Here is a 14,882-nt window from a genome sequence, read left to right on the forward strand (position 1 = left end):
CGAGAGCCACGGATCGCTGCTGCGACCGTGGCTCTCGCCTCATCGACGCGTCTCAAAAGATAAGCTCACACAGTATCTCCGAGCGTTCCAGCTTCGACGAAAGTTACTGCGGAAACCAGGAAGAGAAGCGCTCAAACACGCTGTCAAAGCGACGCTGTGAAATCAACAAAGTGCTACACAAGAGCGTTGAAGGATAATAGTCGCTCAGATAACCTCTGTAAATCGGAAATAGGGGAATTCGCAATCTCTAATGTAGATTCCTTCCTAGCCGTGGTTTATTTGGTAGAGTTCTTGAGACCTTTGCTAGACGAACTTTCCCCCGTCCGTATTCTCCTGATTTGCTGGACACACCCCCGTGGGATTCTGTTCGTCACACGTAGTGTAGGCTATCACAAGCTCAACCCAAAGCGTCCGTTCTGGACAGTACCCCCTCCATTTAGACAGCCGGACTTGCTGGACGTGGGGGTTTATGTACAATGAATATATAATTTGTGACCATGAAATCGTTCGGTGATGAAGACACAATCTTCGAAGATATGGACGTCCTCAATCCTAACGAGCAGACGTACCAGCCGGAAGCACTCCCCGAACGAGAAGTGGAGTTGGATCAGATCCACTCTGCACTTCGCCCGGCGACGATGGGATCAACACCGCTGAATCTAATTGTCTATGGGCAATCGGGTCAAGGGAAAACAGTTGGAATCCGTCTAAAGACCAACCAGCTTCAAGAATATGCCAATGAAGCTGATATGGATCTCACTGTAGTTCATGTCCGCTGTAAGGGAATGGGCAGTTCTTACCATGTTCTAACAAACCTCGTGAAGCGGCTTCGCGAGAAACGTTTTGGTCCTGGTGAGGAACTCCCGAGTGGTCATCAGCGGAAGACGCTTCTCAATATGGTGATCCAAAATTTGGAGGAAATTGAGGGCACCATTATCATCGTTCTTGATGAAATCGACGCCATTGGTGACGATGATTACATTCTCTACGAACTACCACGCTCTAATCCAGACGGGGTTCGTCTTTCATTGATCGGTATTACAAACGATCTTCAGTTCCGAGAGAATCTGGATGCCGATGTTCGATCGAGCCTTGGTGAGGACGAAGTCCGTTTTGAGCCATACGACGCAAACCAACTCCGTGATATTCTTGCTCGACGGGCTGCTGGGGCCCTTCGCGACACCTCTTTTAACGACGGTATCGAAGATTACCGTCATCTCCAGAGTGGTGTCCTCACCGATGATACAATCCCACTTGCTGCAGCATTAGGTGCACAAGACACGGGCGATGCTCGTGCAGCAATCCGCTTACTGTTTCGTGCTGCCCGTTTTGCCGACGATGCTGGCGAAACAATCGTCACAGAAGACCACGTCCGGAAAGCACGTGACTTTCTCGAGACAAAAGCTATCGAATCAGGTATCCAGACGCTTCCCAACCAACGGATGCTTGCACTAATGGCAGTTACTTTCCATGCGGTAAATAGCGATGCCCCCGTCTCAACGACACCAATCTATACTCAATACAAGAGTTTCTGTGAGTATGAGAACGTCAATATTTTATCAAACCGTCGTTTCCGAGACCGTCTTAATGATCTCGCTGATACAAATATCCTAAACAAACAGCAAGGTCGAGGCCGTGGTGAGGAAAACAAATATACACTCGCAGTTGACCTCGAAACAGCGCTCGAAAACTTACCAAAAGAATCTGCACGACTCGGAGATGTGGCTGAAATTCTCCGTGAGAAAGACAGCGCTCAAACGAGATAGACCTACAGGTCTGTTTACCTTGTGGTGCTGAATCCTATCGAATTACTCCTCTTACTTGTCCATATCACGTTATTTTGCTCTATCACTCGTCGAACGCGTCCGCGAGTCGATCCCGCATCACGTCCCGGGCGAGCCGTCGCCGCTCGTCCTCCGAGAAGTAGTTTCGAAAGACGACCATCGGGTCGGAACTGCCCTGTTCGTCGGCGATGAACTGCAGTTCGTTCTCGAGCAATTCGCGGATCGCGGTTCGGTACGTCGTGTACCAGAACCGGCGACCGTACTGGGGCGTCGGCGTCTCGCCGCGAACGGTCACGTCAGCCCGCTCGGCGAGCCGTTCGAACCGGGCGGCGATCGTCTTCGGCGTCACGTGGCCGGTCGCGGACCGCGACGACGGGAAGACGTAGCCGTTCCACCCGTCCTCTCGCGTCCCGAGCTGGGCGACGCGATCGGCGATCGTCTCTCGACCGTAGATGATCGGCACCGTCACCTGGTCGTCGTCGACGGCCACGTTCTTCCGGTCCTCGAACGCGATATGCGGGTCGTCGCCCTCGAGTGCGAGCTGGCCGTGTGCGAGTCGAGCGACCTCGCCGCGCCGGAGTCCCCACCCGCACAACGCCAGCACCATGACCCGCTCCGCGAGCGAGCCGGCGGCCGCGTTCAAGGCCCGAACGTCGCTCGCCGACAGCGGCGGGTTGTCCCGGCGTTTTCGCTGCCAGCCGTACTCCTCGTCGATGGATTCCACCGGGTTGTACGCCGCCGTTTTCCGCCGCATGCGGTGCCGGTAGAACTGGTCGACCGACTCGAGGTACCGGAGCTTCGACTCGTCGCTCTCGAGGTCGCGATCGAGTTCGTCGAAGACGGCGAGGGCCCGCCGAATTTCGTCGGCGTGCAACGCGGGGTCGTCGGCGCGGTCGACGAGCGCGGCGTCGCCGTGGACGCGCGAATAGGTGCGCACGTACGTCGCCAGCCTCGAGCGACGCGTCTCGACGGTGGCGTCGGAGAGTTCGCGACGGCGGCGACGGAGCGTGTCGACGTACGACTCGAGTTCCTCGAGCGTGGCTTCGTCGTCGATCCCCCACCGATAGCCCGACTCGTCGTCGGCGTCGACGTAGCCGACGCGCTCGCAGAACGCCGAGAGCGTCAGATCGTGGTGTTCGCGGAGCGTGTACTGAATCCCGCCGTAGCCGACCTCGAGCAGGTCCTGGTAGGTCGGACGATCCTCGAGGTCGTGGCCTGCGTCCCGAAGCGCCGGTTCGATCCGGGCGTTCCAGAACGTCTCGAGGTCGGCGAGCGACATGTGCGACCAGCGGATGCGATCGGTTTCGGATTCGAATTCGGTTTCAGTTTCGGTCATGGTCGCTCCGCCTCGAGACGACCGTTCGCTTCGGGGTGGTCGGATTCGACGACTCGCATTTACGTCCGTCTCACAGCATCTGACAGCTATTAAAAAATACTATGTACTACAGTGTCTCGTGCAGACAATGTAGTTACATAGATCTGCGGATATTCGGGGCCTTCGCTTCGATAAACATCATGGCGCGATATGGAAATTTCACGACCGGGGTGAATCGGCCTCGAGTCCGACACCACTCGACACCTCTCAGTCCCGTCCGGACACCCGTACGTCTCCCGTCTCCGTCGTGATCTCGAGTCGGTGCGTCCCGTCGCCGACGTCGGCTTCGATCAGCGAGTCGCCGGCCAGTTCGGGAAGGTCGTCGACGTCGGTGACGGAGAGGGTGCCCGTCTCGGTCGTCATCTCGAGGCTGAGGTCGAGCTGGTCGGGTAGTCGCAGGTCGACGGCCCCGGTTGTCGTCTCGATCGTCGCGTCGCCGTCGAGACCGGGAAGCGACGCCGTCACGTCGCCGGTTTGCGTCTCGAGGCGGTCGATCGATTCCGGCTCGAGAACGGTGAGGGCGCCGGTGTCGGTCGTCGCCGAGACGGTGCCACCGACATCGCGGAGGGTCACGTCGCCGGCCTCCGCCGTCGCGCTTACGTCGCCCTCGACGCCGGTGACGTCGACCGCTCCTGCGACCGTCCGGACGCGCTCGAGGGGGAGTCCATCGGGAACGCTCACGGCGAGATCCACAACCGGCGGTGGTCGAAGCCCGAACAGCGTCCGCGAGTCGTCGCGGTCGACCGCGACGACGAGGACGCCGTCCTCGAGCATCGTCTCGAGTCCGATCGTCTCGAGGTCGTCCCGGGTGAGCGCCGCTTTCTGACCCGTAACGTCGATCTCGCCGTCGTCGGTCGGCACGACTTCGACGTCGCCGTGCTCTGTTTCGACGGCGACGCCCGTCACCGCGTCGGTGGCGTGACTCTCCGTTACCGTTCGCTCGACGTCGCGACTGCCCGAGAGGCAGCCGCTCAGCCCGCAGACGGCCACGAGGGCACCGCCGACCAGCGTCGCTCGCCGTGACGGTGTGTGCGTCATAGTGTGTCGTATACCGTCGAATACTATAACGGCGACAGTCACACGAAGCGACTGTCGGCCGAGCCGACGGGCGGCGCTCGCGTTCGTCTTCCGCCCGATCGACCGGACCCGCGAACATTTCTTTCCGGCCTTCCGATACCGAAACACAGATTTACGACGGTGGGGCAGTATCGTACGAGTAGATGACCCGCGGCGTCGATCTTCCCACGCGTTCTCACTGTCTTCGCGGCGGCCGCGAGCGACGGGGTCGACGCGGTTCTCAAGTGCGCAGCAGTCGAATTCTGGCTCGAAACTGGAACTGGAACTGGAACTGGAACTGGAACTGGAACTGGAACTGGAACCGGAACCAGAATCAGAATCAGAATCAGAACCAGAACCGGAACGGGGATCGAAATCGAGTCCACCATCGCGGGGTGAACGTCCCGTGAGCGACGCCGAGACGGGTACAGAGTCGAACGCGGAGGTCGCCGTCGTCGACGCAGTCGATGCCTACCTCCAGCGCAAGGCTGTCGGTGATCCGGACGGCTCGGGCGCCGGCACCTACGCCTCGAACGCCGAGTCGATCCTGCGCCGGTGGGCCGACTGGCTCGACGACGTTCACGACGTGACCTCGCTGTTCGCCCTCGAGCGGTCGCACATGCGCGCCTACGCGGACGAACTACGCGGGCGTGCCGACCGCGGCGAGTACACGCCGTCGACGGCGCGGACCTACTACGCCGTCGTTCGCGCCTTTCTCTCGTGGTGCGTCCGCGGCGCGATTCTCGAGTCGAATCCGGCGGCGACCGACGTCGCCGAGGCTGCGTTGCCCACCCCCGAGGACCGATCCACCGTCGGCGACGACGCCTGGACGAACGACCAGCGTCGGCGCCTCGAGGGCTACGTTCGCGAGCGGGCCCTTGCGGCTGCCAGCGACGATCGAGAACCCGATCACGCGGAGCGGGTGACGCGCCTCCGGGAGTACGCGATGGTCGCCTTGTTGGCTCACTCCGGCGTGCGCGGCTCGGAGCTGTTCCGGGTGCCCGACGACGATCGGCGGACGGGCGCCACCTGGGACGACGTCGACTTCTATACGGGGACGATCCGCGTGCTGGGCAAGTCCCAGCGCCTCGAGGAGGTGACGATGTTCGCCCCGGCTCGGACGGCGCTGCGTCGGTATCGCGTCGTCCTCGATCCGCCGTCGAACGACTGGCCGCTGTTCCCGACGCGCCACGCGCCGTCGATCGCCGGTCGCGTTCGCGAGGCGCTTCGCGAGCGAGGCCACGACGACCCGACGATCGAGGCTCTCCTCGAGGACCGAACGGCGACGGAACTGGCCCGCGACCGGGCGATCGCGCCGCCGACGATCACGACCGAGGGCGCCCGCTCGGTGCTCAAACGCCTCTGTGGGGACGCCGGCGTCGACGTCGACGGCGATTACCTGACGCCGCGGGGGGTCCGCAGCGACCGTCCCGACGACGGAACCAGACGCGAGGCCCGCCCGTCGAAGCCGCAACTGCGCGCCCCCTCGTTCGAACGGACGCTCGCCGTGCCCCGAGAGCCGCCCCGAATCGAATTCGTCGATTCGTGGACGGATCTCGAGACGGAACGCGAGTCGGAAACGGGAACGGGACCGGCGTCAACTGACTCGAACTGAGTCGACTCGAGTCGCTCCGTCGGAACTGTCTCAACCCGTACTCGTCTCAAAGCGAGCGGGAGAAATATAGTAGCCACTGAAAGTCACTGCACACCTGATCGCAGTACAGCGTTGCGATCAGTGTGTAAATCGTTTCAGTGGCTACTATAGTGATAGTGAGTCGGATAGCGGTCTCCCCGGGTCAGACAACCATATCTTCGACCGCGCTCTCGAGGATCCCCTGGATCTCCGCGGAGAAGAACCCGAGCGTGAGGCCGATCGTGGCGCCGATGACGATCACGATCAGCATGCCGTGGGTGATCGACGCGCGGTCGACGTCTTCGCCCTCGAAGGGGTGGAAGTAGATTCGGTTGATGAAGGGAAGGATGTAGCCCGCCGAGAGCAGCGTGCTCGCGAGGACGAGCGCCGAGACGAGCCACAGCCCTTCCTCGAAGGCGCCCAGCGCGATGTACCACTTGCCGACGAAGCCGACCGTCGGCGGGAGGCCGATCATCGCGACGCCGAGGACGGCGAACGCGCCGGCCATGATCGGCGCGCGCTTTGCCAGCCCCGCGTACTCGTCGACGGTTCGAATCCCGCCGAATCGCAGGGCGAACATCCCGGCCAGGATGAACAGCGAGGCCTTGACGATCCCGTGACCGAAGATCTGCAGCATCGATCCGAACAGCGCGGTCTCGTTCGCGACGGCGATGCCGGTGAGGATGATCCCGAACTGCGAGACCGTCGAGTACGCCAGCACGAGCTTGATGTGATCCTGCAAGAGCGCGAAGAAGCTCCCGGCGTAGAGGCTCAAGAGCGCCCCGACGAGCAGGAGCTGGGCGACCGTCGGGTTGGCATCGAGGAACTCGGGCGTGAAGACGGTGTAGATGACCCGGGCGAACGCGTAGACGGCGACGGCGGGCATCAGCGCGGAGATGACGGCGCTGATGCCGTCGGGTGCGGAGGCGTGAGCGTCAGCCAGCCAGGTGTGGACCGGGAACAACGCGATCTTGATCGCCAGCCCGACGCCCATCAGCACGAAGGCGGTAATGACGACGGGATCGGTGTAGCCGGCTTCGGCGATCAGCTCCGGCAGCTCGTGCATGGTCAGGGTGCCCGTCGCCGCGAGCGTCAGCGCGACGCCGAGCAGGTAAAACGACGCCCCGACCGTTCCCACGAGGAGGTACTTGAACGCCGCGTACGTCGACCAGCGGTACTTCGACGAGGAGACCAGGGCGTACGAGGAGATCGCCATGATCTCGAGGAAGACGTAGAGGTTGAAGATGTCACCCGTGATGACGACGCCGTACATTCCGCCGTTCAACAGCAGGAAGCCGGCGTAGAAGCTGTTGCCCCGCGGCCCGCCGATTCGGGTGTAGACGAGGACGCCGAGGGCGATCAACAGCGTGAGCAAGACGACGAGCATCGAGAACTCGTCGGCGTAGAGCTCGATCCCGAAGGGGACCTCGACGCCGGCGAGTTCGTAGTGGATCGGGCCGTTCTCGTGGATCATCCAGGCGACCGTTACCGCGAGGGCGAGCGTGACCGAGAGGATCGTGGCGGCGAAGCTCCAGCCGACGTTCTTCCAGCGCAGACCGGCCGCGACCGGTATCGCTGCGGTCAACAGCGGCAGGAGGACGATGGCGGCGACGAACCACTCGTACTGGTCCATCTCAGCTCACCTCCGGTCGCTCGCCGGCGCCAGCTAGCGCCGGTTCGTCTGCGCTCGGTCCGTCCTCGCGACGGCTCTCCGTTTGCGTCGCGGCCGTCGCAATCGTCTCGAGTGGAGTAGGCGTGGTCCTCGTCATTGTTAGTTGATGAACAGCGCGAATCCGAGTGCGAGCATGAGCACGCCGGTCGCGACGTAGATCGTCAGGCCGATACCGAGTTTGGCGCCGGTCTTCCCGGGCGTCGTCTCGAGCCGGCTGTCGTAGCGGTTTCGCCAGCCCGAGGGAACGATGGTCCGTATGGTCCGACTCGGGTCGTGTGCGGTTCGGACGAGCGCCCAGCCGGTGTCGACGACGGCGTCGTTGACGCGGTTGTACGCGCCACCGATGCCGCCGGAGGCGGCCTTCGCGCCGTAGAAGGCGGCCGGATCGTGGCCGCGGTTGACGTCGATCCCGCCGTGGAAGGTGTCCAGCAGCGGTTTCGAGACGACGAACACCAGCAATCCGCCGGCGGCGAGCAGCGCGGTCTTCGTGAACTGGTAGAGCGTAAACGGCTCGGCGCCCCAGGCGTCGCTGAAGGGAACGATCGCGTACAGCGCCGGGTAGTAGATACCGAACCCGATACAGCCGGCGGCGACGCCGCCGACGACGATACTGTGGCCCCAGTCGGCGTCGGGCATGTTGATCGGCTCACCGTTGAGGAAGGCGTAGTAGCCGAACTTGATGAAGGAGGCGAAGGTGCCGACGCTGCCGAGATAGAGCATCCACTCCAGCGCTACCAGCTCTTCGCCGATGACCGCGTCGGTCAACATCCCCTTGCTGACGAAGCCGTTGAATCCCGGAACGCCGGAAATCGAGAGCGCACCGACGAGGAACGCCCCGAGTGCGATCGGTGCGGAGGTACCGATCGCACCGTACTTGTCGAGGCTCTCCTTGCCGATCTTGATGATGATGATCCCCGCGGCCATGAACAGCAGGCCCTTGTAGAGGATGTGGTTGAACAGGTGAGCGAAGCCGCCGGCGATGCCGAGTTGCGTCCCGACGCCGATGCCGACGAGCATGAAGCCGACCTGCCCCTGGATGTGATAGGAGAGCAGCCGACGCATGTCCTTCTGGGCTAACGCGAACGCCGCCCCGTAGATAGCCATCGCACCGCCCATGTACGCGAGGACGAGGTTCCCCTCGGGGAACGCGCGGTGGGCGGCGTAAACGGCGGTCTTCGTCGTGTAACAGGCGAGGAAGACCGAGGTGGCGACGTGCGGACTCGGGTAGGTGTCCGGGAGCCAGGCGTGGAAGCCGATTATCGCCGCGTTCAGGCCGATCCCGACGCCGGCGAGCAGCGCGGCCACCGAGAACTCGAGGTCGCCGAGCGCGACCTCGAAGCCGCCGATGCCGGTGCCGTCGAAGTGGAGCGCGGTCGCGCTCGGGCCGACCGAGGCCAGATAGAGCACGATCCCGCCGAGCAGGAGACTCCCGCCGATGGCGTGGGCCAGCGCGTACCGGTAGCCGGTTCGGATCGCGCGCCCGCCGGACTGCCAGATGAAGATCGTACTGGCGATGGCCATCGCCTCCCAGCCGAGCAAGAGCGTGAGCCAGTCGCCGGCCATGACCGTCCACAGCGAGGCCGTGACGTAGCCGAGTCCCCACGCGAGGTGGCGATTGTCCGTCTCGGCGAAGTAGGCGTAGGCGACCGCGAAGGCGCCGAAGCCGCCGAAGATGATCGCCATCAGTCGCGTGAACTGATCGACCTCGAGGACGATCAGTTCGAAGCCGATGAACGTCGCCGTCAGCGCCGTTCCGTCGAGGGGGACGAGCATTCCCCAGGCGACGACGGCGATCAGCGAGAGCGTCGCGAGGCCGTGGGCCAGCCGCCGCGAGAGAAACGGCGTGAGCACGAGCGCAACGGCGACGATCGCGGCCGGCGGGACGGAAAGCAGCGCGTCCATTAGCTACTCACCTCCCCGGCGTTCTCGACGATTCCCTGGATCAGGTCGAAAAAGACCATGTGATCCGGCGCGATTCCGAACAGCAACACGAGCGTGGCCGTGGACATCAGTGGTACGAGCATCAGCAGAGTCGTTTCCGAGAGGCGGCCGGCCGGGCGATCCCAGCCGTCGCTCGGGGGCAGTTCGACGTGGCCGTGACCGTGACCGTCGTCGTGGGCGTCACCGTCATCGTCGTGGCCGTCGCCGGCGTGACCGCCGTCGGGACGGTATTGCAGGGACTTGATGGGCGTCCCGCCGAAGGGGTGCTCGAGGACGGGTTTCCCGCCGTGGTCGTCGGGCGTCTCGAAGAAGGCCGTGTAGATGATCGGCCAGAAGTACGCGACGTTTAACGCACCCGAGGCGATCAACACGACGGGGACGAACAGGTTCCCGGCTTCGGCGCCGCCCCACATGATGTGCCACTTGCTGACGAACCCGGCGAGGATCGGAATGCCGGCCATGCTAAAGCTGCCGACGGCGAACGCCGACATCGTGATCGGCATCCGTCTCCCGATGCCGGGCATCTCGCTGATGTACTTGACGTCGAGTTGCACGTACAGCGCCCCGGCACAGAGGAACAGCGTCAGCTTCGCGAACGCGTGTGCGGGGATGTGCAACAGGCCGCCCATCAGCCCCATCTGGGTCAGCAACGAGAGCCCGAGGACGATGTAGGAGAGCTGGGCGATCGTCGAGTAGGCGAGTCGCGCCTTGAGGTTGTCCTGGCGCAACGCGAACAGACTCGAGATGATGATCGTCGCGCCGGCGAGGATCGCAAGCGGCGTCCCCATGCCGATCTCGGCGACGGTTTCGGGACCGAAGACGTCGATCACGGTTCGGGCGACGCCGAAGGCGCCGGCCTTGACGACCGCGACCGCGTGGAGCAGCCCCGAGACGGGCGTCGGCGCGACCATCGCGCTCGGCAGCCAGGCGTGGACTGGCATCACGCCGGCTTTCACCGCGAAGCCGCCGGCCAGCAGGGCGAACGCGGCCCGTGCGGCCCACGGATCGTCTTCGGCGAGCGTCGCCAGCCCCTCGATCCCGCCGCGGGTAAAGGAGATATCGCCGGCGAGCCAGAACACCGCTACCATCCCGCCGAAGACCGCGAGACCGCCCGAGAGCGCGTACGCGAGGTACTTGTAGCCCGACGTCCGGGCCTCGGCGGACTCGTCGTGGGCGACCAGCGGATAGGTCGCCAGCGTCAGCACCTCGTAGAAGACGAGGAGGACGAAGATGTTCGCGGCGAAGGCCACGCCGAGCGCCGCGCCGACGCTCGCACACAACATCGCGAAGAAGCGGGTCTGGAACGGCTCGTGGTGGCCACGCATGTAGCCGATGCTGTAGATCGCCGTCAGCACGTAGAGGCCGCTCGAGACGAGCGCGAACACCATGCCGAGGGCGTCGGCCTGGAGCGCGAGATCGATCGTCTCGTCGCCCAGTCCGACGAACGCCCCGAAGTCGGTCTCGTAGACGGTGCCGTCTAAGACGCCTGGCACCATGCTGGCGACGATGGCGAACATCGAAATCGCCGCGAGGATCGACCAGGCTTCGCGGACGTTGGGCCGGTTCTTCGAGAGGAAGATCAGCCCCATCGCCAGAATCGGGATGACCAGCACGGCGGCGGGACGGATCGACTCGACGGTCGTCGTCTGTGCGACGAGCAGTTCAGTCATCGCTCCCACCTCCGTTGTCCGACGCGGTCGTGTCGTCGGCGGCGATCGCCGCTTCGATCTCGCGGGCGTCTAGCGTCCCGAACTCCGAGTACAGGCGGATGACGAGCGCCAGCGCCAGCGCGGTTAGCGCGACGCCGACGACGATGGCGGTCAGAACGAGCACGTGCATCAGCGGATTCGCGTGTGGCTCTTCCATGCCGATGATCGGCGGCGTCGATCCGTCGACGTAGCCGATGGTCACGAGCATCAGGTAGACCGCGATCTGGGCGAAGTTGAGCCCGATGATCTTCTTGATGAGATTCCGGTTGTCGATCATCATGTACAGCCCGATCAGGAACAGGGCGAACGACGTGAAGTAGTAGTGATACGCTTGAATGTCGATATCGATCATATGGACTCACCTCCTTTCTCGAAGCCCGACGCAAGCCAGACGACGAGCCCGATAATCACGCCAGAGACCAGCGCGGCAATGGCGACCTCGACTAGCTTGACCATGTCCTCGACCGACAGCGGGAAGACGTACAGTTCGAGAACGTCGCCGCCGTAGACGAGCGCGCCGAACGCGACGCCGCCGAAGATGGCACTCCCGAGCAGGAACAGGCCCACCAGCGCGCGAGCGTCGAGCCACTCCTGTGTCGGCCCGAAGCCGAAGGCCATCGCCACCAGCACGATTCCGGTCGCCATCACCACGCCGCCCTGGAACGCGCCGCCGGGGAGACTGGTGCCGAACAGCGTCAGGTAGATCCCGAAGGCGATGACGAACGGGGTGATCGTCCGCGAGGCCGTCTTCACGACGGGACTCTCGGCGACGTCGGTAACCGTCTCGAGTTCGTCCTCGCCGCGTTCGGGGCCGATCGGTTCCGCTCGCTCGGCGGTGTCCCGTGCGGCGGAGCCGGGGTCTTCGTGAGACTCCTCGTCGACGTCGTAGCCGTGGATCTCGGCGTCGCTTCGCGTGCTCTGAGTGGCGTCGGACTCGAAGTCGGTCCGCTCGTCGACGCCCGCGTTGGTACCGTCATCGACGTCGGTATCGCGGTTGTCTCCCGTCATAGGATGTCCTCCCGTTCGAGTACGATGAGGATGCTCACCGCCGCGGCGAAGGCGACGATGAGTTCACCCAGGGTGTCCAGTCCACGATACACGACCAGCACCGCGACGACGGCGTTCGGGAAGCCGGCGTCCTCGAGGCTCTCCTCGATGTAGAACCCGTACGGCGTCTGCTCGCCGGTCGTGCCGTACGTTTCGGAGATCGCCGGCGCGGTCGAGGCGCCGATCTCCGGCAGCGAGAGGAACGTGTAGGCGAGCGGAATCGCGAGCGCGCCGAGAACGACCAGCGCCGGAACGTTGACCGATCGGAACGCCGGGCTTGCACTCGAGTCGTCCTCGCCGTCGCCGAACATCCCGGTCGTTCGGACGACGGTGATCATGAACAGCACCGAGGTGACGCCGGCGCCGACGGCGGCCTCGATCAGCGCGACGTCAGGGGCCGCTAACAGCACCCAGATCACGGCGATCCCAAGTGTGAGACCGGCGTACGTGACGATGGCGCCGACGACGTCGTTGGCGAACGCGACGAACAGCGCGCCGATAACGACGAAGGCGATCAGTGCGAGCTCGAGCCAGATCATCGTGACTCCTCCTGTCTGTTCTCCTCGGTCGTCCAGACGTCGATACCACGGCTGTAGGCGGCCCGCGTGATCGCGTGGGCCGCGGTCGGGTTGGTGTAGTAGATGAACACGAGCAAGAACGCGCCGCGAATCACCTCGCCGAGGGTGCCGAAGTACACCGCGACGGCGAGAATCGCGAAGCCGGCGCCGAGCGTGTCCGCTTTCGTCGCCGCGTGCGAACGGGAGTAGACGTCCGGCAGTCGGATCATGCCGACGGCGGCGACGAACGTAAAGAAGACGCCGAGGGCGACGAACAGGACGACGAGCGCCGTGACGAGCGTCATCGCCACTTCACCCCGTCGCTTTGGTACGTGAAGCGACCGACGACCAGGCTCAACACGAAGTTGAGCAGGGCGTAGACGATCGCGATGTCGAGGTACTCCGGTCGATCGAGTCCCGCAGAGAGCAACGCGAGCACGATCACGATGCTCGTCCCGATCACGTTGACGGCGACGACGCGATCGTGCGTCGTCGGCCCGGCGACGACCCGGTAGAGGACGATCGCTGCTAGCACGACGACGATCGCCGCCGCGGCCAGCATGACGGTGTTGGCGAGATCACTCATCGTCGTCACCGTCCGTTCCCGCGCCGCCATCCGATTCGTCGGCCCCGTTCGTCTCCGTCGTCGTCGCGTTTGTCGCGTCTTCGACGACGTCCGGCGCGTCGGGGCCGATGAGCGGTTCGGCGTCGCCGCGTTCGGCCGGTCCCGGGAGCTCGAGGCTCTCGCGGCCGTAGAAGAGGTATCGGACGGGCCGTTCGTGAACGCCTTCGAAGAGGTCCTCCTGTGCGCTCGCGTTGAGCGAGTGAATGAGCAGGTGGTGGCCGTGGGCGTCGACGGTGAGCGTTCCCGGCGTCAGCGTGATGCTGTTCGCGAAGGCCGTCACCGACATCCCGCTGCCGACGGCGGCGTCGACTCGATCCAGCCGCGGATCGATCGGCAGTCGCGGATGGAGGACGACGTAGGCGAACTGGACGTTCGCCTTCGTGATCTCCCAGAGCAGATACGGGACGAAGAGAATGCCACGACCGATCGTCGAGAGGACCGGTCCGACGCTCGGCGTCGTCTCGAACGCCACGTTACGTAACAGTCCCCCAGCGATGAGCCCGGTGACGACGCCCGATCCGAGGACGAACGGATCGAGGAAACCGTAGACCGTTCCGCCGAGGACGAGATAGAACCCGAAGGCGATTACGCCGGCGACGCTCGCTCGGAGCAGTTCGCCGCTAGTCGGCCGCCAACCGCCGGTCGAAACCGGCGCGATCTCGTACGTGAATCCCGCGTCGGCGAACAGCGATTCGAGAGACTGCAGCGTCGGCGCCGTCGCGTCGATGGAGTACTCCGGGTCGACGACGATTCCCGCAAGGTCGTGTTTGTCCGCGTATCCGAGGAAATACTCGACGTGTTCGGTCGGCCCGGCGATATACCGTTGTGCACCGAGTAGCGTCGCTGACACGGGAAACCCGTCCGGCGATGCCTCCCGAGCGCGCTGTTCGGCGCGTTCGAGAACCTGCTCGTCGCTCTCGAGGGTCTCCCTGCCGACGTGGTGGCCTGGCACAGTCCTGACGAGGTGGATTCCTCCGCCGGTCTCGCGAGCCACGTCGACGGCGTGTGACACGGTCTCCTCGAGCGTCGGCGACGGCGCGACCGGAACGAGGACCCCGCCGCGGTCGCTCATCTCGGCCACCTCCGGGCGACCGCGACGCGGACGCTGGGTTCTTCGAGGCGTGAGCCTATTGCCGTTCGGCCAAGTCGGCTACACGCCTCGAGCACGCCCGCAGCGGGTGTTCGAGCCGACCGTCGTACGCCGGTCGACTCGAGCGGTGGCACCGACACGATCGGTCGGTTACCCGCCACGGTCTCCCCCTCCAGGTGACCGCTGTTTGCTACTCATGACTCACTTCTCGTTAGTCGACTCAAGCGTCACCCGCAGGAAAACTATTTCGTTATCCGCCAGTAGGTCCGTAGAACCAATATATCCCTGTTAATTGTTCACGCATTTTTATACACGTTTCGAGATTGGGTGAAAGAAGAAACGATCGTTCAATATCGGTGATGCCGAACCGGTGTGGCCGCGCCGTTTTGCCGG

At 63.8% G+C, this 14,882-nt stretch carries 14 protein-coding genes and 1 pseudogene; 3 read left to right on the forward strand and 12 right to left on the reverse strand.

Annotated elements, in window-relative coordinates:
* Positions 1-160: pseudogene (locus C493_RS22420) on the forward strand (IS1595 family transposase); the annotation flags it as partial.
* A gap of 337 nt (positions 161-497) precedes the next feature.
* The gene (locus tag C493_RS22425; protein ID WP_083912463.1) at positions 498-1,766 is read left to right on the forward strand and encodes a Cdc6/Cdc18 family protein; all 1,269 of its coding nucleotides are present in this window, start codon (positions 498-500) and stop codon (positions 1,764-1,766) included.
* A gap of 82 nt (positions 1,767-1,848) precedes the next feature.
* Here C493_RS22425 and C493_RS21235 read toward each other — a convergent pair whose 3' ends face one another.
* Both C493_RS21235 and C493_RS21240 read right to left on the reverse strand, forming a co-directional pair.
* On the reverse strand, positions 1,849-3,120 hold the full coding sequence (locus C493_RS21235; protein WP_007261560.1) for a tyrosine-type recombinase/integrase: 1,272 nt from the start codon (positions 3,118-3,120) through the stop codon (positions 1,849-1,851).
* 246 nt (positions 3,121-3,366) lie between these two features.
* Positions 3,367-4,197: a DUF4097 family beta strand repeat-containing protein gene (locus C493_RS21240; protein WP_007261561.1), complete on the reverse strand. Its 831-nt coding sequence runs from the start codon at positions 4,195-4,197 to the stop codon at positions 3,367-3,369.
* A gap of 424 nt (positions 4,198-4,621) precedes the next feature.
* Here C493_RS21240 and C493_RS21245 point away from each other — a divergent pair, with 424 nt between their 5' ends.
* Positions 4,622-5,830, forward strand: coding sequence for a tyrosine-type recombinase/integrase (locus tag C493_RS21245; RefSeq protein ID WP_007261562.1), 1,209 nt, complete (start codon positions 4,622-4,624; stop codon positions 5,828-5,830).
* Positions 5,831-6,011: 181 nt separating this feature from the next.
* Here C493_RS21245 and C493_RS21250 read toward each other — a convergent pair whose 3' ends face one another.
* The 10 genes from C493_RS21250 to C493_RS21290 are packed head-to-tail and all read right to left on the reverse strand — an operon-like array spanning position 6,012 to position 14,471.
* Positions 6,012-7,481, reverse strand: a complete 1,470-nt coding sequence (locus C493_RS21250) for a monovalent cation/H+ antiporter subunit D family protein (RefSeq protein WP_007261563.1) — start codon at positions 7,479-7,481, stop codon at positions 6,012-6,014.
* 1 nt (position 7,482) lies between these two features.
* A complete protein-coding gene (locus tag C493_RS24120; RefSeq protein ID WP_275039844.1) occupies positions 7,483-7,617 on the reverse strand; it encodes a hypothetical protein in 135 nt (44 codons plus the stop codon).
* 2 nt (positions 7,618-7,619) lie between these two features.
* Positions 7,620-9,422: a Na(+)/H(+) antiporter subunit D gene (locus C493_RS21255; protein WP_007261564.1), complete on the reverse strand. Its 1,803-nt coding sequence runs from the start codon at positions 9,420-9,422 to the stop codon at positions 7,620-7,622.
* Positions 9,422-11,131, reverse strand: a complete 1,710-nt coding sequence (locus tag C493_RS21260) for a proton-conducting transporter transmembrane domain-containing protein (RefSeq protein ID WP_007261565.1) — start codon at positions 11,129-11,131, stop codon at positions 9,422-9,424. The genes C493_RS21255 and C493_RS21260 overlap by 1 nt, the downstream gene beginning before the upstream one ends.
* Positions 11,124-11,522, reverse strand: coding sequence for a sodium:proton antiporter (locus tag C493_RS21265; RefSeq protein ID WP_007261566.1), 399 nt, complete (start codon positions 11,520-11,522; stop codon positions 11,124-11,126). The genes C493_RS21260 and C493_RS21265 overlap by 8 nt, the downstream gene beginning before the upstream one ends.
* Positions 11,519-12,178, reverse strand: a complete 660-nt coding sequence (locus C493_RS21270; protein WP_007261567.1) for an MnhB domain-containing protein — start codon at positions 12,176-12,178, stop codon at positions 11,519-11,521. The genes C493_RS21265 and C493_RS21270 overlap by 4 nt, the downstream gene beginning before the upstream one ends.
* On the reverse strand, positions 12,175-12,756 hold the full coding sequence (locus tag C493_RS21275) for a DUF4040 domain-containing protein (RefSeq protein ID WP_007261568.1): 582 nt from the start codon (positions 12,754-12,756) through the stop codon (positions 12,175-12,177). Before C493_RS21275 ends, C493_RS21270 begins: the two co-directional genes overlap by 4 nt.
* Entirely contained in the window at positions 12,753-13,079 is a 327-nt protein-coding gene (gene mnhG, locus C493_RS21280) for a monovalent cation/H(+) antiporter subunit G (RefSeq protein WP_007261569.1), read from the reverse strand. The genes C493_RS21275 and mnhG overlap by 4 nt, the downstream gene beginning before the upstream one ends.
* Positions 13,076-13,360 (reverse strand): cation:proton antiporter, encoded by a 285-nt coding sequence (locus C493_RS21285; RefSeq protein WP_049889565.1) that lies wholly within the window; start codon positions 13,358-13,360, stop codon positions 13,076-13,078. Before C493_RS21285 ends, mnhG begins: the two co-directional genes overlap by 4 nt.
* Positions 13,353-14,471 (reverse strand): monovalent cation/H+ antiporter subunit E, encoded by a 1,119-nt coding sequence (locus tag C493_RS21290; protein ID WP_049889566.1) that lies wholly within the window; start codon positions 14,469-14,471, stop codon positions 13,353-13,355. Before C493_RS21290 ends, C493_RS21285 begins: the two co-directional genes overlap by 8 nt.
* Positions 14,472-14,882: the final 411 nt, after the last annotated feature.

The organism is Natronolimnohabitans innermongolicus JCM 12255 (genome assembly GCF_000337215.1).
GTDB lineage: Archaea > Halobacteriota > Halobacteria > Halobacteriales > Natrialbaceae > Natronolimnohabitans > Natronolimnohabitans innermongolicus.